Here is an 18,618-nt window from a genome sequence, read left to right on the forward strand (position 1 = left end):
CGCCAGCGTGAATGCGCTGCCCGTCATGTCATGGCCGGCCGCAGCGCAGAGATACCGCCGGCTGGCACGAGGGCGGTCCGGTAGTCTTCCGGCAGCATCGGGTTGATTCCGAAGTAGAAAACAGAGCTCGTCAGCGCGGCGTGGGCGGTGTAGACATAGCCGTCTTCCGCGAGTACGACGGCGGCTTCACTGGTGTCCGGGAGGTCGGTGGCGCCGAGCAAGCTGCCGTCATCGCGGTTGATGGTTGCCAGCACTGCAAGGTGCGGCTGGGTCAGCGCGGCAGCGCCGGGCGCGGTAAAGGTGTAGCCGAGGACGAGTACCACCAGCAGGTGATCCCGGCCGATGGTCTGTACGCTGTTGATGACGGCGTGAGGTTGCGGGTCCTCAAAGAAGGGTGTCAGCGGTGCCCTGGTCGGGAGGCGCGCCGCCGCCAGCTCGTCGTAGCTTCGGCACCAGCGCGCCTCGCCCGTCGCCGGATCGATGGCGCTGAGGCAGGACGGGTGGTCGACACTCGTAGTGGAGCCGGTGTACACGGTGCCGTCACGGCCTACCGTCGGCGACGCAGCGGTGCCCGCCGGCTGGTAGCGCCAGCGCAGCGCACCGCTGCGGCCGTCGAAGGCGAGCAGGGAACCGCGGTGATTCCCGGTGTACACCGTCTCACCGTCGGGAGACAGGCTGGGGGTCACGGAGCACCGGCCCTCGAAGGCCGTGCTCAGGGCGAGTTCCAGGCCGTCGGCGCTTTCCGTGAACGCGAGGAGCCGGCTGCTGGACTTGTCGGCGCCCGCCGCCGGCAGGTAGATCCGGCCTTGCTCGAGGGACACCGCCGGTGAATTGGTCACCGGGAAGGCGGTGCCGAAGAAACCCGGGAAGAGCACCGCGGCGGTCGCCGGGTCCATGAGCCCCTGCCAGATACCGGGGGGCAGGGTGGCTGCGTCGGGCGCCACGGCCTGGGGCAGGCGAAGGGGCGCATAGGCCGGCTCGCCGCTGGCGCGCTCGAGGAACAGCGCGGTGCCGTCGAGGGAGATGCCGCCGACATGGCCGGCCGGCGAGAACACGGCGGACGGGAAGCCTTCATGGATCCCCAGCGGCGCCAGGGCCGTGCGCCAGCGCACGGTGCCGGTGCCGGCCTCGAAGCACCAGAACGCCTTTTCGTCAGCGACATAGACGCCGCCCTCGCTGTCCAGCAACGGCGCAAAGGGACAGGCGCGGGGGCCGAGGGCGTCGCCACCCTTACGCCAGGGTTCGCTTTCCCACAGCGTGGCGCCGTCCGCGTTCAGGCAGTGAAGGTGCGGGCTGCCCTCGCCGCGCCCGCTGCAGCTGAAGAGGCGGCCGTCGCCGTCGAGGCTTGGCCCGAAGAGCACGGCGGACCCGGTGAGAGACCGCCGGCTCAAGCTGTAACGGGCGGCCGTGGGATAGGGCGGGGCATCGGCGTTATGGCTGTCGCCATGAATGCTGTTCCAGGGCACGCTGTGCCAGGGATGGTCCGCTCCCTTCACAGGTCCAGTCCCGCGCATTCATAGACCGCCCGGCACAGACTGCTTGAGCGCGGGTCGCCGACAAGGTCCGAACCCATGCGGTTGCAGACGTAGGCGAAGGCGATCCCCGCACCGGGATCGGCACAGGCAAAGGAGCCGCCCCAGCCGCTGTGGCCGTAGACCTCCGGGCGCGGGCCGTAGAGCCCGGCCGTATTGCGTAGCAGGCCTGCGCACCAGGCGAGCGGCAGCTGCAGCAGGCGGTCGGGCCGCTCTGAGCGCACCCTGCATAGACCGGCAAGCGTCTCCTCCCCGAGAAGCGGCTCGCCGTCAAGCCGGCCACCGCTGGCGACGATGGCGAGCAGCCGGGCGAGGCCGGCGGCACTGGCGTGGCCATTGGCCGCCGGCAGGGAGGCCCCCCGCCACGCCTTTGTCGCTGCGGCCTCGGCGGTGACCGCGGGGTTGGTGAGGGCTGCCAGGGCATCCGGCGGCGCGTTCGCCAGCGCGCTGAGATCAGCGGCCGGCGGTGGCACCAGGGTCGCAACGCGTCCCGCTTCCGTCCGCGGGCAGCCCAGGTAGCAGTCTGCCTCGCCGCTGCGGTGAAACAGCTCGCTCATCCAGCTGCGCAGATCCCGACCGGTGGCGGCCCGGACGAGCCCGTCGGCGAGAAAGCCGAAGGTCATGGGGTGGTAGCAGGTGTCGGCGCCGGGCGCGTGCCAGGGTGTCTGCGCTGCGAGCTGTGCTGCCCTTGCCTCGCTGTCGTACAGCGCCTCCAGCGACACCGGTTCGCGGAACCCGGCGAGGCCGGCCTGGTGTGACAGCAGCTGCCCCACGGTGACTGAATCCTTCCCCGCGGCGGCGAAGGCGGGCCAGAGGTCGGCAACGGCCGTGTCATAGGCGATGTGGCCCCGTTCGACCAGGGCCGCAATCGCCAGTGCCGTCACGGCCTTGGTCGTGGAGTAGACGTTGACCAGGGTGTCCCGGGTCCACGGGTCCTGCCGGGCCGGGTCGCGGTAACCCCCGACCAGGTCGACGACCGCCTCCCCGTCGCGCAGCAGGACGAAGGCTGCACCGAGATCGGGGGGTTCCCGTTCGGCGGCGAAGTTCTGGCGGAACGCGGCCGCCACGGGCTCAAACCCCGGCGCAACATGCCCGCTGACTGTCTCTGGGGGCTCGATCACAGCGCGTTGAACTGCACCGTTGCACCCCAGGTGCGGGGTGCGCCGTAGGTGCTGCCGCCATTGCCGATGCCGTTGTCGAAGGCGTGCAGGCGGTAGGTCTCGTCGCTGAGGTTCTTGCCCCAGAGAGCCACTTCCCAGCGGTCATCGCTGCTGCGAAGGGCCAGCCGCGCCCCCCAGAGACCGTAGTCTTCCGTGGCCAGGAAGGGGATATTCACCGCCTCGCGGAAGGCTTCGTCGGTATAGGCATAGTCCAGCTGCGCGGACAGGAGCCCGAGGGTTCCTGCCTGCCATTCGTAGCGGGCGAACAGGTTGTAGCTCCACTCCGGGGCATTGGGGAGCTCATTACCCTTGGGGATGTCGCCGCCGCCGGGCGCGCTGAAGGCACCGAGCTCCGTGTCGAGGTAGCCGACATTTGCCTGCAGCGTGAAGCCCGCCGTCGGCTGCCAGAGCAGGTCGGCCTCGAAACCGGAAATGTCCGCTTCATCCACGTTTGACAGCTTCAGCACGGATAGCTGGCCCGCGTCCACCTGGGTAAAGGTCTGTACATCGCTGTAGTCGTAGTAGAACACGGCGCCGTTGAGTCGCAGCGTGTCCGCCAGCCACTGCGACTTGAACCCCAGCTCCCAGGCGACCAGGGTCTCCGGCTCGAAGGACTCGAGCTGGGTGGAGCTTGTGACGAAGCCACCGCCGAAGAAGCCCCCGGACTTGAATCCGCGGGCCACGCTGCCATAGGCCATGAAGGCGTCCGTGGCCTGCCAGCTGAGGGCCAGCCGGGCCGATGGCTCCTGCTCGCTGATCGTTTCATCGTTGAAGGCAACGGGTACCGGTCCGGTTGGCCCCGGGTTGCAGGTCGGGCTGAGCAGGCAGGAACTTCCGAAGGGGTTCAGATCCTGCATACCGCCTGTGAATTCGCGTTCCTCGTCCGTCATACGCAGGCCGAGCGTCAGCGTCCAGTCCGGCCGGAAGTGCCAGTCGCCCTGGGCGAAGAGAGCGGCGGAGCGCGTCTCCTGCTCCGATGCGATCAGCACGCGCGTCGCGAACAGGTCGTCCAGGGACCCCGGCACGTCGATTTCCACCTCGTCCCAGGCGAAGAAGCCGCCGACGATCAGCTCGAGATCGGCGCCCGGGGAGAATGCATAGCGCAGCTCCTGGCTGAACTGCTCAACACTGTCCAGAACATCGAATTCTGCCTGTACAAAGGGGCTGGCATCGGTGTCGTTGAATGCCTTGCGTTCGAAGTCCACCCATCCGCTGACCGACGACAGCGTGCCCGGTCCCACATCCCAGTTCAGGCGCAGGGTCGCAGCGCGACCGTCGCTGTCAAAGCGGGCATCGTTGTTCCAGTCACCCTCGAAGGGATCGCCGTCGTCGTCGCGGTAGCCGAAGGCGTCGGCGCACTGCCCCGGGTCTCTGCGACCGGCGAGAATGGCAGAGCAGGGCTGGGGCGGGAAGGTACCGGCCTGCAGCGTGCCGAAGTGTTCGAACTGCCCGACTTCCGAGCGCGAACGGCTCGCCTCGAGCTTCAGGTTGATATCGAGGTTATCGCTGGCGAGCCAGGTCGTCTGCAGGCGTGCGGCATACTCCCGGCGCTCACCGATATCCTCACCATCGAGGGTTCTGCTCTCGTAGAAGCCCTCGCCCTGGTCCACGACTTTACCGGCGATGCGGACAGCGAGACGGTCCGAGAGTGCCTTGTTGCCCATGAACTCCGCCTCGAGCAGGTCATAGGCGCCTCCGCCAAGGCTGACCCGCCAGTCGTCCTCGAAAGCGGGAGCCGCGGTCACGAAGCTGATGGCGCCGCCCGTGGTGTTGCGGCCGTAAAGGGTGCCCTGGGGGCCCTTCAGCACTTCCACGCGCTCGATATCGTAGAGCTGGAAAGTCAGCTGCGTGGTCGAGGTGAGGAAGACCTCGTCGAGGTAAACGCCGACGGTCGGATTGTTGTTGGCGCTGAAATCGTTGAGACCGACGCCGCGGATAGTGAACACGGGAAACAGGCCGGGCGAAATCTCCTTGACGTTGATGTTGGGGCTGATGGCCTGGAGGTCCAGCGGGGTTTCGATGCGGCGCTCCTCCAGCGCCAGGCCATCGAGACTGCTGATCGCCATGCCGATGTCCTGCTGCGACTGCTCGCGCTTCTGCGCGGTCACGATCACTTCTTCCAGCTGTGCAGCGCTGGTCGCGCTGCCCAGCGCGGAAAAGAAACTGATGGCGGATACAAGGGCTTTCCGTTGTGTCTGCGGGCTCATAGCTGGCCTCCTGTTATAGCTATGAACCGACTGTGGCGAATGCTCCGCTGTCGGGAAAGGACGTTGCGGAGCAAGCCCGGGGGGACCTTTTCGCTCAGTCCTGCTGTGTCAGCCTGGCCCGGAACTGGCCCGGGGACAGGCCCAGGACACGTTGAAATGCGCGTCGGAAACTGCGCGCGTCGGAGAACCCCAGCTTTTCGGCGATGCCTTCAGTCGTGTAGCCCGCGTGCAGGAGCTGCACCGCGTCTTCCGCGATAACCCGGTCCCGCAGCCTCCTGAAGTCCGTGTCCCGTCGCGCCAGCTGGCGACGCAGGGTTGCCACACTCATGCCGATGGACGACGCGATGGCTGCCTGGCTCTGCACTCCCTGGCGCAGGGCTCGCTGCACGTAGTCGACGAGCTCGTCATCGTGAAACTGGCTCGGGCGTTCCCGCAGCTGCTCCAGCAGGACCTCATAAATACCACGGCGCCAGGCGGCGAGGGGTGGCTGCCTGGACGGCAGGTCGGCTACCACCTCCGGGTAGACGAGGGTCACGCCGTTTCCGTGGTAGCGGATGGGACAGCCCATCATCGCCATCAGCTGGGTACCTGCACCGCGCCGGCTCGGGTGGGTGACAAAGCGTCGAAGCGGTAGCTGTGAGCCTGACAGCCAGCGAAACGTGCAGTGCCACGGGAGGCAGGCAATCTCGAGGTAGAGTTGATGACGCCGATCGAGCTGCTTCGGAAACATGGCCGACAACAGCAATTCTCCATGGCGGCTGCGCAGCGTCACGCGCAGTTCGTCCTGAAGCAGGTTCGCGGTGGCACAGAAGACTTGCATGGCCTCTCCGAGCGTGGCGGCATGCAGTGCTCTCGCGACGATGATCTCCGTCAGACCCGCAGGATGCGCACGCTTGCCGAGCCCGAGGAGCTCGTCGCCGGTAACGGCGATCTGTGCAGAAAAGAGACGCCAGACCGCATCCACACCGAGAAAGCCGCGCGGGTCTGCCAGCTGGTCCTGCGCCAGGTCAGCACCCTCTGCAGCCGCCGCACTGATCGTGCCGAGGACCTCCCGAAGCTCGCCGATGCGCAGGAGCGGGATAGCCATAGCGAAGCGGGCAGTGCCGACGCTCGGGGAGAGAGCTAGGTCGCCCGAAGACGACGCCCCGCCTCAGCCCTCACGCTCAAACAGGCTCCGGAACGCATCCTCGTCCGGGTTGCCGATCTTCATGACGTCCTCGAGGACGGCGGTGCCGCGGGCCGTGGCAGGCCGCGCGGTACAGGCCGCCTCCCAGCGCCTGATGTTCGGCCACTCGTCGATGTCCATGCGGTGCAGCTCGCGGATCTTCGGCATCATCCAGGGGTAAGTGGCCATGTCGGCGATGCTGAAGTCGCCGCAGAGGAACTCCCGGTCCGCCAGGCGCTGCTCGAGCACGCCGTAGAGGCGCTTCGTCTCGCGGTGGTAACGCTCGCGGGCGTAGGGCACGTCTTCCGGCGCATAGCCCATGAAGTGACCGCACTGACCGAGCATGGGGCCCATGCTTGCGACCTGGAAGTAGAGCCAGGTCAGCACCTCGTAGCGCGCGGCGCCGGAGGCAGGCAGGAACTGCCCGGTCTTGTCCGCGAGGTACTCGAGGATAGCGCCGGACTCGAACAGCGTGATCGGTTCGCCGCCCGGGCCGTCCTCGTCCACGATCGTCGGGATCTTGTGATTCGGGTTCAGGGCGAGGAAGTCCGGCTCGAACTGCTCGCTGCGAAGGATGTTTACGGGTTCGACCGTGTAGGGCAGGCCCATTTCCTCGAGCGCGATGGATGCCTTGTGGCCGTTCGGCGTGGGCCAGTAATAGAGCGTGATCACACCGGCTCCTTGCCCTGCGCCGCCAGAACCTCGTTCACCTGGGTGCGGAAGAAGTCGGCGCTCTTGTCGCCTTCGAAGTCCTTGTTGAAGAACCAGGTCACGGAGGGGCGCAGGATGGCTTCGTCGTACCACGCCGCCAGGGCGTCGTGGCCCGCGCGCCAGTCGAAGCCCGGGTGTACCGGGTCTCCCTCGCCGTAGAACGCGTTGCGGAAGTCGGTGTAGCTGATCATCTGCAGCATGCCGACGTGACCGATGTCGAACCGGGTCCAGCCTTTCTCTGCCCGCGCGTCGAGTTCGGCCAGCCCGCGCTCGATCTTCGGCCAGACCCAGGTGAAGGTCTTCAGGTGCTGTTCCTCTTTCGGGTACCAGCCTTCCATGACCATCTGTACCGTGAGCTCGAACATCATGTCCGAGAGGGCGAGGCGCGTGATGGCATCGAAGCGCTCCGGGCCGGCGGCCGGGAACAGCGGCTCCCCATCCGTGCGCTGGCTGTCGAAGTACTCGATGACCGCCTGGCTGCCGAAGATCACCTGGCCCGAGTCCAGCGCCAGCGTCGGCACCTTGTCCAGCGGGTTGATCGGCGCCAGGGAATACTGTCCGGAGACGTCTTCACCGTCGTTGTTGAAGAACGGGTAGGTCGGCACGTAGGTCACCTGTTCGTGCACGCCGGCCTCGTGGGCGGCGACCAGGGACTTGTGAATGAAGGTGTGGAACGGCGAGTAAAAGAGTTTCACGGTGGCGGCCTCCTGTTGTTCTTCCGCGTCCGGATAGTGGCACGGTGCGGGGAGGCCGGCAACCGAGGGCCGGCCTGTTGGCCCCGGTCAGCGGCCCGGTGCGATCACGCCCTCGCTGTTCAGGCGCAGCGCACGCAGCGCGCCGCCGAGCGAGAGCTTGGTTTCCAGCCGGTAGGGCAGGCCGCTGTCGACCGGCTGGTCCATGAGGTCTCGCAGGAGCGCCAGGGAGCCGAGAACGCCGACTCCCGCTTCCAGTTCGACGATCTCCTCGCCATAGGCCGGCACCGTGACCGCCTGGCTGCTCACGCCCGAGAGCACCTTCTTCTCTCTCAGGTAGACCTGGTAGGCCAGGCCCTCGATGGCGAGGGCTTTCGTATTCGGGTTCTGCACCCGCAGGCGCAGTCCGAAGCGTGCCTCCAGCCCCTCCGCGGGGAGCGGCCGGAGCCCAACGAGTTCCACCGTGGGCTCGTCGAAGTCGACCACCGGTGTTGCGCAGGCCGTTGCCAGCAACAGGAGCCCGGTGGCGAGGAAGGCGCGCAGCATCGACGGGCACTCAGCCCATGCGGTGAAGAGCGCAGAGCTTGTTGCCGGAGGGATCACGCAGGTAGGCGAGGTACAGCTTGCCGAGCCCGCCCTCGCGCACGCCGGGCGGATCCTCACAGCTGGTACCGCCATTGGCGATTCCGGCCGCGTGCCAGGCGTCGGCGGCTTCCGGGCTGGCGGCGGCAAACCCGATGGTGCTGCCGTTGCCGCAGCTGGCCGGCTGGCCATCGATGGGTGCGGTGAGCGCGAGGATGCCGGTGTCCGTCATGTAGAACACGCGGCCCTTGTCGTCGGTCACACCGGGGCCGTGGCCGAGGGCGCCAAGGATCGCGTCGTAGAAGGCCTTGGACGCTTCGAGGTCGTTGGCGCCGAGCATGATGTGGCTGAACATGCGGTGTCTCCTTATCCGTATCGGTTATGGGCTGTGCGAGTCGCTGCGCGAGTATAGCCCGGCGGTGGCCGTTGTGGGAGCCGGTGGCGCCAGTGCCGTACACCGTGCCGTTCAACCCCCATGACCGTCTAGAGCGCCGGCATCAGGTAGATCTCGCGCACGCAATTGCGGGGCTCGGCGGCCAGGGCGTGGAGTACTGCAGCGGCCACGTCCTCCGGGTCGAGCTTGTCCGGCTTCGGCTCGTCGAAGAACGGGGTGTTGACCATGCCTGGTGCGATGACGGTGCAGCGACCCTGCCAGGCCTTCATCTCCTCGGCGAGGTTCTGCGCGAACCCGTGCACGAACCACTTGCTCGCGCCGTAGACCGAGCCCTTGATCGTGTTGCGTCCCGCTGCGGAGCCGGTCATGAGGAAGTGGCCGGTCGTCTTGCGCAGGTGGGGTAGGGTGAGGCGCGCGGTGTACAAGAGGCCATTGATGTTCACGGCGAGCATACGGTCCCATTCTTCCGGGTCGCCGCCCTCGACGCCCGGTGTGTCGAGGCCGGTGCCGGCGTTGGCAAAGGCGGCGTCGAGGCGGCCGAAGCGCTCGATGCCGGCGTCGACCACGCGGGTCAGGCTCGCGTAGTCCCCGGCGTCGGCGGCCACGCCGAGGGCCTGTGCATCGCCGATCTCGGCAACCAGGTCATGAAGGAGTGTTTCCCGCCGGGCGGTCAGGATGAGCTTGCAGCCGGCCCGGGCTGCCGCGTGGGCCGTGGCGCGGCCAATGCCGCTGGACGCGCCGGTGATGAGCATTACCTTGTCCATGGGGTGTCTCCGTTTCAGCAATGGTTGCCCACTCTACGGCCCGGGCGCCGGTACGGGTCAAGGGACGGATTCTCCGCTACCCTAGCAGGACCATCCTGCATTCCGAGGTGCGACACCCATGCCCGCAGGCAACACTGCCATCCTGGCCGTGCTCGGCGTCTATTTCGGCCTGATGCTCGCCATCGGTGCCTGGGCGCGGCGCAGCCACGACTCGGCAGCGGGTTATTTCCTGGCGGGGCGGAAGCTGCCGTACTGGGTGGCCGCCTTCAGCATGAACGCCACGGGCGAGAGCGCCTGGCTGATTCTCGGCCTTTCCGGCGTTGCCTATCTCACCGGCCTGCAGGCGCTCTGGGTGGTGGCGGGGGAGGCCCTCGGCGTCGCCGGCGCCTGGCTGCTGGTGGCGCGGCGGCTGAATGCCGCGTCGCGCGACTCGGACACGATCACCGTGCCGGACTTTCTCGCCGAGCGGTTCCGGCGGCAGGCAGTGATGATCCGCGGCCTGGCGGTCGGGATCATCCTCATCATGGCCTGTGCCTACATCGCCGCGCAGATGCTGGCGACGGGCAAGGCCTTCAGCGTGTTCCTCGGCTGGGAGTACGCCACCGGCGTCTGGGTCGGCGGCCTGGTGACTGTTGCCTACACCGCCTTCGGCGGTTTCAAGGCGGTGGCCTACACGGACGCGGTGCAGGCGATGCTCATGCTGTTCGCGCTTATCGCCGTGCCGCTCGTCGGCGTGGCGGCGATCGGCGGGCTGGACGCCCTGTGGGCCGGCCTCGACAGGGCGGCCCCGGCCCTGCTGCTGCCCTGGTCGACCGGGGAAGGCACACTGGTCACCCTCGTGGTGATCGCCAGCGGCCTCGCCGTGGGCCTGCCGTTTCTCGGCGTGCCGCAGCTGCTGGTGCGCTTCATGGCCATCCGCGACAGCGCCGAGGTGCCCCGGGCGGCGGCGGTATCGATCATCGTCGTGCTGCTCTTCGACCTGGGCGCCGTGGGCACCGGGCTGGTCGGCCGTGTGCTCTTCCCGGGCCTCGAGGATGCCGAGACCGTGATGCCGGAACTGGCCCGGGCGCTGTTTCCGCCCCTGGTGACCGGTGTACTGGTGGTCGCCGTGCTTTCCGCGGTGATGTCGACGGTGAGCTCGCTCCTGAACCTCGCCTCCTCTGCCATCGTGCACGATTTCTATCGTCAGCTCGCCCCGGCGCAGGAAGCCTCGCGGCGCGAGGCGGCGATCGGCGCCTGGGTGACCCTCGCCCTCGGCGTCGCGGGCTGCCTGGTGGCACTCTTCGGCGGCGGCGTGATCTTCTCGCTGGTACTCTTCGCCTGGAGCGGTCTCGGCGCCGCCTTCGGACCGGTGGTACTGTGTGTGCTGCACTGGCGCGGCACCAGCGGCCGCGGTGTTGTCGCCGGCATGGCCGCCGGCTTTGCCACGAGCATCGGCTGGGTCCTCCTCGCCAAGGAGGCCAGCTACGGCCTTTACGAGATGGTGCCGGCCTTCATCGCCGGCCTGCTGGTCACCGTGGTGGTGAGCCGGCTCGACCGTTCACGACACCCGGGAGGAAAACACGTTGATGGAAATCCAGAGCCAGGCCTTTGAAGTCCGCCGCGACCAGCTCGCCGAGACCCGCATCGTCAGCGAGGCCATGCCGCCGGCCGAGCCCGGGGAGGCGCTGCTGCGCATCGATGCCTTTGCGCTGACGGCGAACAACATCACCTATGGCGTCACCGGTGACATGATCGGCTACTGGCAGTTCTTTCCGGCGGCGGAGTCGGGCTGGGGCCGCATTCCCGTCTGGGGTTTCGCCGACGTAGTTTCGAGCGGTATCGACGAGGTAGCGGAGGGTGAACGCTTCTACGGCTACTTTCCCATGGCCGGCCACCTGCTGGTGCAGCCGACGGCGGTCGGCGATCGCAGCTTTACCGACGGCGCCGCGCACCGTGCGCAGCTGCCGGCGGTATACAACCAGTACCAGCGCTGCGCGGCCGACCCGCTGTACCGTTCCGAGCACGAGGCGCTGCTGATGCTCTTCCGCCCGCTCTTCACCACCGGCTTCTTCATCGACGATTTTCTTGCCGAGAACGATTTTTTCGGCGCGGGCACCGTGCTCCTGTCCAGCGCCTCCAGCAAGACCGCAGTGGGTCTCGCCTGGCTCCTGCACCGGGCGCGCAAGGGTCGGGTCCGCGTGGTCGGCCTCACCTCGCCGGGCAACAGGGACTTTGTCGAGTCGCTGGGCTGCTACGACGCCGCCGTGACCTACGACAAGCTCGGCGCATTGCCCGAGGGCCCGGTCGTCTTCGTGGACATGGCCGGGAGCGGTGAGCTGCGCGCGTCGATCCACCGCCACTACGCTGACGACCTGGCCTACAGCTGTTCCGTGGGCGTGACGCACTGGGAATCGGCAGCGCTCGGCGGCAACGACGACCTGCCGGGCCCCAAGCCGGAGCTCTTTTTCGCGCCGACGCAGGTCGCCCGGCGCAATGAAGACTGGGGACCTGCCGGCGTGGCCGAGCGCCTCGCCGCCGCGTGGACGCCCTTCGCGGATGAAGCCGCGGGCTGGCTCACGGTGCGGCGGGAGCAGGGCCCCGATGGCGTCAGCGCAGCCTACCGGTGTCTGCTCGAAAACCGCGCCGACCCCGCTGAAGGACTCATCCTGTCACTCTAGGAGACTCTCCCATGAAGCCGTTCGATCGCCGCACCTTTACCAGGGGGCTTGCCGCCGCCGGCGTTACCGCTGCGGCCGGGCCGGGTTTTGCCGCTGCCAGCTGGGGCAAGGCCGACCTCGTCGTCCTCGGCGGCACCATCTACAGCATGGACCCGGTGCAGCCGAAGCCGGAAGCCTTTGCCGTGCGCGGCAATCGCATCCTGGCCGTGGGCAGCGCCGACGCTATCCGCGACCTGGCGGGCCCCGCAACGGAGGTGGTCGATGCCCGGGGTCTCACGGTCACCCCCGGGTTCATCGACGCGCACAGTCACCCGCTGGCTGCCAACGAGGTGGTGAGCGCCAACGTGGACCTGCGCAGCATCGCCGCAATCCAGCAGGCCCTGCGCGCGCGGGCGGCTCGCACCAAGACGGGTACCTGGGTACTCGGGCATATGTATGACGACACCAAGCTTGCCGAGGGACGCCCCCTCAGCCGCCGCGATCTGGATGCGGTCTCCACGGAACACCCGATCTTCGTGAGGCACCGCGGTGGGCACACCGCCGTGGTGAACAGCCGCGCTTTGGACATCGCCGGTATCACGCTGGACACGCCGGACCCGGAAGGGGGCAAGTTCTACCGCGAGGACGGGGCCTTCACCGGCAAGGTCGCCGAGCACGCCGTGGATGTCTTTGAAGCGGCAGGTGACTGGCCCGCGGTGGACCGGGCGGGTCACGCCGAGAACGCCGCCCTGATTACCCGGCGCATGGCCGAGTCCGGGCTCACGTCCACCACCGATGCCTGGGGCGACGCGACGGGCTGGCAGGCTTACAACGATGCTTATCGCGACGGCCGGCTCGCGCTGCGGGTGAGCTTCATGCCCGGCGGCAGGAACGAGATCTACACCGCCATGAAGGCCGCGCGGCTGCACTCGGGCTTCGGCGACGCCATGCTGCGGGTGGGCGCCGTAAAGTACGGCGCCGACGGCTCGGCTTCGGAGCGCACCATGGCCATGAGCACGCCCTACCAGGGGCGGCCGGACGACTACGGTATCCTCACCATGCGGATGGAAGAGATCGACGCCGCGGTGGACGACGCCGTGGCCCACGGCTTTCGCATCGGCATCCACGCCAACGGCGATGTCGCGATCGACCGGGTGCTCAGCGCCTACGAGCGCGTGCTGGCGGGCTGGGAGGGGCGGAACCCGCGCTTTCGCATCGAGCACTGCTCCCTGGTCAATCCGTCCCTGCTCGAGCGCATCAAGGCGACCGGCGCGGTGCCGACGCCGTTCTATACCTACGCCCACTACCACGGCAACAAGTGGGGCGACTACGGCGAGGAGAAGATGCAGCGCATGTTCGCACACCGCTCCTTCCTGGATTACGACATTCCCGTTGCACCGGCCTCGGACTTCACGCCCGGGCCGTACCAGCCGCTCATGGCGATCCAGAGCATGGTGACGCGCAAGGACTTCCAGGGCCGCGTGTGGGGACCGAAGCAGCGCATCTCCGTGGCCGAGGCGCTGCGTATCTGCACCGTGCATGGCGCTTACGCGTCCTTCGAGGAAGAGCTCAAAGGCTCGATCACCCCCGGCAAGCTCGCGGACTTCGTGCTCCTCGGCGACGACCCGCACACGGCGGAGCCGGACCGGATCAAGGACATCCCCGTCCTGCGCACGGTGATGGATGGCCGCACCACCTTCGAGGCCTGACCTCGAGGAGGCTCCTCACTCGCCCAGGCGGCTCCGCGCAAGGGCGCCCATCAGCCGCCGGCGCAGCCAGCGGGGCAGGTTGTCCGCCAACAGCGTGCTGGCCCGGTTGAAGACACCGGGCACGACGATCGGCTCGCCGCGAAGCAGGCCGCGCACGCCGGCGCGGGCGACGTCTTCCGGGCTGCCGATAATCACCCGCGGCAACTCGCCGAAGCCCGGCGCGTCGTCGGCCGCGTGGGCGATCATGCTGGTGTCCGTGATGCCCGGGCAGAGGGTGGTGACAGTCACGCCGGAGCCGCGCAGCTCCTCGCCGAGGGCCTCGCCGAGAGAAAGCACGTAGGCCTTGGTAGCAGCGTAGGCCGCCAGGCCGACCACCGGCTGGAACGCGGCGATAGAGGCCACGTTCATTACGCGGCCGCTGCCGCGCCCCTGCATCGCTGGCACGAACTGCGCGAGCAGGTCGGTCAGCGTGCCGGTATTCAGCTGCACCATGCGCTTCAGGTCTTCGGCGTCCATCGCCGTGAAGTAGCCGGCCTCGAGCAGCCCGGCGTTGTTCACGAGCACATCCACGACGAGCCCTTCGCGCTCGAGACGGCGCGCGAGGCGTCCGGCCGCGCCGGGTTCCAGCAGGTCCGTGGTGCGCACGTGGGCCTCGATGCCGTACTTGTCCTGCAGCCGCTTTGCCACGCTGCGCAGCTTGCCGGTACGCCGGGAGACCAGCACCAGGTCATAGCCGCTGGCGGCGAGCTCGGTGGCCAGGGCTTCGCCGATGCCGGCGGAGGCGCCGGTGACCAGCGCGAGGTGTCGTTCCTTGCTCATGGGCTTGTCTCCCGTTGCCGGCCCCGCTCAGGGCGAGGGGGCGAGGTACTCCACGTCGATGCGCCTGCCTTCATCCGGGTCGAAACGGAAGAGGCCGCGAACGGCCAGGCGCCGGCCGAGGTAGGGTGCGAGGTCGTCGCCCCAGGCGAGCTCGACGCGGTTGTAGCCGTCGTCCTCGATCCAGTAGTGCTCCGGGTCCGGGTGGCTGCGCAGCGTGCCCACGGCGACGACCGTGCGTCCATCGTAGGCGGCCTGTTGCGCCACGAGCTGGTCTAGGGTGACCTCGACGGCCTCCCGGCCGTTGCAGGCGGCCAGGGCGGCCAGGGTCAGAACAAGCAGCAGCCGATGCATGCGTCGCTCCCGGAAAAAGTTGGCTTAATTGTAGGAGGTCTGCGCTCGCAAGTCCCGGGGGCGTCACCTATGATGCAGTACCGGGGTGCATCGTGCCCCGACGCATCACAGCATGGATTCGCAGACGACAGACTACCTCGCCACCGTTCGCGCGCTCTCGGATCGCATCGTCGAGGCGCAGCGGCCCATTCGTATCCTCGACGCCATCAAGTGGCACAGCGACGTTCGCGAACGCTTTTTCGCCAGCGGTTGCCGCGAGCTGCCCGCGGTGGACGCTGCCTTCTACGAAACGCGTAACCCCCTCGACTTCGAGCCCCGGGAAAAACGCATGGAGCTCCACGAGATCGAGCGCGATATTGCCCGGCAGCTCGGCCAGCTGAACCCGCTCTCCGGTATCATGCGACGCATCTGCCGCGAGTACACCACGGTGGTGCGCATGCTCGAGGTTCGCGGCACCGAGGACTTCGGCCGCTATGCGGAGGACCTTTATGGCGCCGCTTCCGACGTCTTCCACGCCGGAGACCCGACGCTCGCAGACCTCGGCACCGTGATGGAAGAAACCGTTGCCAACCTGCTCCGCAACGACTCCATGGCCGAGGCGGAGAAGACCATCGATGCGCCGACCGCCGTCGAGCACCTCAACGCGCGCTTCTCGGCGACCTTCCCGGATGCCGGCATCCGCGTACTGCTCAACGACCAGATGACCGCCGATGCCGCGGCGGGCTCCGATTACCTGAAGATCCGCAGCGATGCGCGCTTCAATGCCCAGGACCTCGACGTGCTCGAGGTGCACGAAGGCTGGATCCACCTCGGTACCACCCTCAATGGGGCCGCGCAGCCCTACTGCACGTTCCTCTCCAAGGGCCCGCCCTCGGCCACCACCACCCAGGAAGGCCTGGCGGTGCTCACCGAGATTCTCACCCTGAAGTCCAGCCCCGGCCGGCTGCAGCGCCTGGTCAACCGGGTGCGGGCGGTGACCCTGGCAGAGCAGGGGGCGGACTTCGTCGAGGTGTTCCGCTACCTGTGCGATGCCGGCATCGGCGAGGACGAGAGCTACGGCACGGCGGTGCGGGTGTTTCGTGGCAGCCTGCCCTCGGGTCCGCCGTTCACCAAGGACCTCGCCTACATGCGCGGTTTCGTGCAGACCTTCAACTTCCTGCGCCTGGCGATGACCGAGGGCAAGCTCGACACGCTGCCGGTCCTGTTCTGCGGCAAGATCACGCTCGAGGACATCAAGACGCTGCAGCTGCTCATGGAAGAGGGCGTGGTCGCGCCCCCGCAGTTCGTGCCCCCGCACTTCGCCGACCTCCGCGGCCTCGCCACCTGGATGAGCTTCTCCCGCTTCATCGCCAGCCTGAGCTTCGACCAGCTGCATGCCGACTACGGGGCTTTGCTTTAGGCGGGGCTCGCGACGCTCAGGAAGACCAGTCCTCGAGAACCAGCCCCGGAACCCGTGCATACTCGCGCAGGTTGTTGGTCACAACCGTCAGGCCCTGGCTCCTGGCATGGCCGGCAATCATCTGGTCGTAGGCACCGATTTGCGTACCACCGGCTGCCTGCTCAGCGCGCAACTGTGCCGTGCAGGCAGCGGCCGCGTTGTCGTAGGCAAGGACAATAAGCCGCGCCGCAAAACCCTCGATTACTTCGAGGTTCCCCCTGGGGGACGAACTCTTCTCCGCACCGTAGAAAAGCTCCATTAGCGTGACAGCGCTGATGGCGACCTGTCCACGATGCGCGTTCAGGGCCCGGCGCACCTGGACCGGCTTGCGCTTGATCGCATAGATGCAGATGTTGGTATCAAGCAGGTACTTGAGCATCAGGAATCGGGGCGTTCCTGTGCAGGTGGCTGGTCCCGGTCCGTGAGGAAATCCTCGGAAACGTCAGGACCGTCGAACCAGCTGTCCCAGGCTTCACCCGCCGGTACGATCAGCCGCGCCCGTCCGATAGCAAAGACCTCTACGTGTTTCACGTCATCCGGCAATGCGACTGCCTTGGGGAGCCTGACGGCCTGCGTGCGATTGTTCATAAAGACTGTGCTCTGCATGGTTGAGCCCTCGGGATATACCTGATGTGTATACAAGCTTATGCCGGGGCGTGGCGTGCGGCAAGGGCAGGGCTATAGTCTGTAGTCGCGCCGATGCCCTGTCAGCACCACAAGTGCTCCGCTTTCACCATAGTCGCCCAATTCGGCATGGCGTAAAGTCATGCCGGTGAATTACTACGACCGCAACGCCGATAACCTCAGCGAGCGCTACCTAGCCCTGACGCCGGGTGAGGTTCATGCCGGTTGGACAGACGCTGTGCTGGGCGGACGGACGCCGGGGCTTGCCTGTGATGTCGGTGCGGGTAGCGGCAGGGACGCAAACTGGCTGGCCGAGCAAGGCTGGGAGGTTATCGCTGTAGAGCCCAGCCGGGGTATGCGGGAACGCGCCCGGCAGCACAGCCCCGCCCGGGTCAGCTGGCTCGATGATCGTCTGCCTGCACTTGCTCGCGTGCGCAGCCTGGGCCACCGCTTCGACCTCGTTCTTGTTTCGGCGGTCTGGATGCATTTGCCGCCGACGGCCCGTGAGCGGGCCTTCCGCGTGCTCAGCGAATGCCTGCGCCCGGGCGGCGCACTGGTGATCACGCTGCGCCATGGCGAAGACGAGGCGGAGAACCGGGAGCGCGGCTTTCACGAGGTTTCCGGCGAGGAACTGCTGGCCTTCGCGCGCAATCGTGCGCTGGTCCTCTCACGGCGGACCCGGGACGCAGACAAGACCCGCTCGGGTATCGAGTGGGAAACGCTTGTCTTTACTTTGGCGGATGACGGTACCGGTAGCCTGCCGCTGCTGCGGCACATCATCGTCAACGACAACAAGGCAGCTTCCTACAAGCTCGGGTTGCTCAGGGTACTGACCCGGCTTGCCGAGGGCGCCTCTGGTCTGGCGTCCAGGCCGAACGATGACTGGGTAGAGATACCTCTTGGGGCGGTAGGGCTCTTCTGGATAAAACAATACAAAGCGCTGCTACTTGACCATAGCCTGCGCCAGCACCCCGCCCGGAAAGTCGGTTACGGTTTCGCCAAGGATGCTTTCTACGCGCTTGCCAAGACTTCCGGCTACGACCTTCGCGTTGGTTCAGGTTTCTCGGGCGAGCGAGCCAAACTGGTAAACAAGGCTGTCGCTGATGCCTGCCTGAACATCACGACAATGCCTGTCCGGTTCATTACCTGGCCGGGGCGGAGTGATCCTGTGTTTGAGTTCGATCGCCTGCGGCGGCCGCGCGTAGACGAGCATTTGCTGATTACCCCGGAATACTTGGCTACCTTCGGGAAGCTCCGGATTCCGGCTCAGATCTGGCAGACCCTCGGTCAATACGCCTGTTGGCTCGAGCCCGCGATCCTCCATGAATGGCGGGACTTGAACATGGCGTGGAACGTCGGTGAGCCGCGTGCTGCTGATTTCGGGGTATTTCAGTGGGAGGAAGCCCATCGGGATACGCGAATTGCCTGGGATCGGTACATCGACCTGAAGGAGGGTGGGCACCCGGTTCGCTGTACCTGGACCGGGCAGCGGATTGGACGAGCCAACATGGATCACTGCTTTCCCTGGGCCAGGTGGTTCAACAATGACTTGTGGAACCTTTTGCCGACCGGAGCTTCGGTCAACCGGAAAAAGCGAGATCGCCTACCAGCCGCTCAGGTGTTGAGCGATGCAGAGAGCCGCGTGATCTGCTGGTGGCAGGAGGCCTACCTGGCATCACCCTACCAAGCGCGCTTCTGGCTGGAGGCCAGGACATCGCTGCCCCTCGTGACTGAATCTTCCAGCCTCGCGGATCTGTTTGGCGCTGTACAGCTGCAACGTTCGCGTCTCAAGGCCGACCAGCAGCTTGCCGAGTGGACGCTGAATCAGTAG

General features: G+C 67.1%; 18 protein-coding genes. 5 read left to right on the top strand and 13 right to left on the bottom strand.

The genetic code is table 11. The features are described 5' to 3' along the window. Positions 1-23: 23 nt before the first annotated feature. The 9 genes from RKE50_RS05025 to RKE50_RS05065 all read right to left on the bottom strand — a co-directional run bounded on the left by RKE50_RS05025 (position 24) and on the right by RKE50_RS05065 (position 9,207). Positions 24-1,496, bottom strand: a complete 1,473-nt coding sequence (locus tag RKE50_RS05025) for an outer membrane protein assembly factor BamB family protein (protein WP_350034896.1) — start codon at positions 1,494-1,496, stop codon at positions 24-26. Then, the gene (locus tag RKE50_RS05030) at positions 1,493-2,599 is read right to left on the bottom strand and encodes a serine hydrolase domain-containing protein (protein ID WP_350034897.1); all 1,107 of its coding nucleotides are present in this window, start codon (positions 2,597-2,599) and stop codon (positions 1,493-1,495) included. Before RKE50_RS05030 ends, RKE50_RS05025 begins: the two co-directional genes overlap by 4 nt. A 50-nt stretch (positions 2,600-2,649) precedes the next feature. Further along, entirely contained in the window at positions 2,650-4,899 is a 2,250-nt protein-coding gene (locus RKE50_RS05035) for a TonB-dependent receptor (RefSeq protein WP_350034899.1), read from the bottom strand. Positions 4,900-4,993: 94 nt separating this feature from the next. Next, positions 4,994-5,986 carry an AraC family transcriptional regulator gene (locus RKE50_RS05040; protein ID WP_350034901.1) on the bottom strand — a complete coding sequence of 331 codons (993 nt, stop codon included), beginning with the start codon at positions 5,984-5,986 and terminating at the stop codon, positions 4,994-4,996. A gap of 63 nt (positions 5,987-6,049) precedes the next feature. Continuing rightward, complete coding sequence (locus RKE50_RS05045; protein WP_350034903.1) at positions 6,050-6,736, bottom strand: glutathione S-transferase family protein; 687 nt, start codon at positions 6,734-6,736, stop codon at positions 6,050-6,052. Further along, a complete protein-coding gene (locus RKE50_RS05050; RefSeq protein ID WP_350034905.1) occupies positions 6,733-7,470 on the bottom strand; it encodes a glutathione S-transferase family protein in 738 nt (245 codons plus the stop codon). Before RKE50_RS05050 ends, RKE50_RS05045 begins: the two co-directional genes overlap by 4 nt. An 87-nt stretch (positions 7,471-7,557) precedes the next feature. Then, a complete protein-coding gene (locus RKE50_RS05055; protein ID WP_350034907.1) occupies positions 7,558-8,013 on the bottom strand; it encodes an LEA/WHy family protein in 456 nt (151 codons plus the stop codon). Between the two features lie 10 nt (positions 8,014-8,023). Further along, positions 8,024-8,404 (bottom strand): VOC family protein, encoded by a 381-nt coding sequence (locus RKE50_RS05060; protein ID WP_350034908.1) that lies wholly within the window; start codon positions 8,402-8,404, stop codon positions 8,024-8,026. A gap of 128 nt (positions 8,405-8,532) precedes the next feature. Next, complete coding sequence (locus RKE50_RS05065) at positions 8,533-9,207, bottom strand: SDR family oxidoreductase (protein WP_350034910.1); 675 nt, start codon at positions 9,205-9,207, stop codon at positions 8,533-8,535. Between the two features lie 118 nt (positions 9,208-9,325). Here RKE50_RS05065 and RKE50_RS05070 point away from each other — a divergent pair, with 118 nt between their 5' ends. Genes RKE50_RS05070 through RKE50_RS05080 form a run of 3 tightly spaced genes read left to right on the top strand, consistent with a single transcriptional unit; the run spans position 9,326 to position 13,555 of the window. Further along, entirely contained in the window at positions 9,326-10,801 is a 1,476-nt protein-coding gene (locus tag RKE50_RS05070) for a sodium/proline symporter (protein ID WP_350034912.1), read from the top strand. After that, positions 10,776-11,867 (top strand): DUF2855 family protein, encoded by a 1,092-nt coding sequence (locus RKE50_RS05075; RefSeq protein ID WP_350034914.1) that lies wholly within the window; start codon positions 10,776-10,778, stop codon positions 11,865-11,867. The genes RKE50_RS05070 and RKE50_RS05075 overlap by 26 nt, the downstream gene beginning before the upstream one ends. An 11-nt stretch (positions 11,868-11,878) precedes the next feature. After that, entirely contained in the window at positions 11,879-13,555 is a 1,677-nt protein-coding gene (locus RKE50_RS05080) for an amidohydrolase (RefSeq protein WP_350034916.1), read from the top strand. Between the two features lie 15 nt (positions 13,556-13,570). Here RKE50_RS05080 and RKE50_RS05085 read toward each other — a convergent pair whose 3' ends face one another. Together RKE50_RS05085 and RKE50_RS05090 are read right to left on the bottom strand one after the other, a co-directional pair. Continuing rightward, positions 13,571-14,374, bottom strand: coding sequence for an SDR family NAD(P)-dependent oxidoreductase (locus RKE50_RS05085; protein ID WP_350034918.1), 804 nt, complete (start codon positions 14,372-14,374; stop codon positions 13,571-13,573). 27 nt (positions 14,375-14,401) lie between these two features. Next, positions 14,402-14,725, bottom strand: a complete 324-nt coding sequence (locus RKE50_RS05090; protein ID WP_350034919.1) for a hypothetical protein — start codon at positions 14,723-14,725, stop codon at positions 14,402-14,404. A 112-nt stretch (positions 14,726-14,837) separates the two neighbouring features. On the opposite strand from RKE50_RS05090, the gene RKE50_RS05095 reads away from it, so the two are divergent. Beyond that, positions 14,838-16,124, top strand: coding sequence for a flavohemoglobin expression-modulating QEGLA motif protein (locus RKE50_RS05095; protein ID WP_350034921.1), 1,287 nt, complete (start codon positions 14,838-14,840; stop codon positions 16,122-16,124). 16 nt (positions 16,125-16,140) lie between these two features. On the opposite strand, the gene vapC is transcribed toward RKE50_RS05095, so the two are convergent. Together vapC and vapB are read right to left on the bottom strand one after the other, a co-directional pair. Continuing rightward, positions 16,141-16,542, bottom strand: coding sequence for a type II toxin-antitoxin system tRNA(fMet)-specific endonuclease VapC (gene vapC, locus RKE50_RS05100; protein ID WP_350034923.1), 402 nt, complete (start codon positions 16,540-16,542; stop codon positions 16,141-16,143). Beyond that, on the bottom strand, positions 16,542-16,751 hold the full coding sequence (vapB, locus tag RKE50_RS05105) for a type II toxin-antitoxin system VapB family antitoxin (protein ID WP_350034925.1): 210 nt from the start codon (positions 16,749-16,751) through the stop codon (positions 16,542-16,544). The genes vapC and vapB overlap by 1 nt, the downstream gene beginning before the upstream one ends. Positions 16,752-16,929: 178 nt before the next feature. Between vapB and RKE50_RS05110 the strand changes: the two genes are divergently transcribed. Next, positions 16,930-18,618, top strand: a complete 1,689-nt coding sequence (locus tag RKE50_RS05110) for a class I SAM-dependent methyltransferase (RefSeq protein WP_350034927.1) — start codon at positions 16,930-16,932, stop codon at positions 18,616-18,618.

Origin of the sequence: Pseudohaliea sp. (assembly GCF_040217025.1) — a bacterium.
In the GTDB taxonomy this organism is placed as follows: domain Bacteria; phylum Pseudomonadota; class Gammaproteobacteria; order Pseudomonadales; family Halieaceae; genus Pseudohaliea.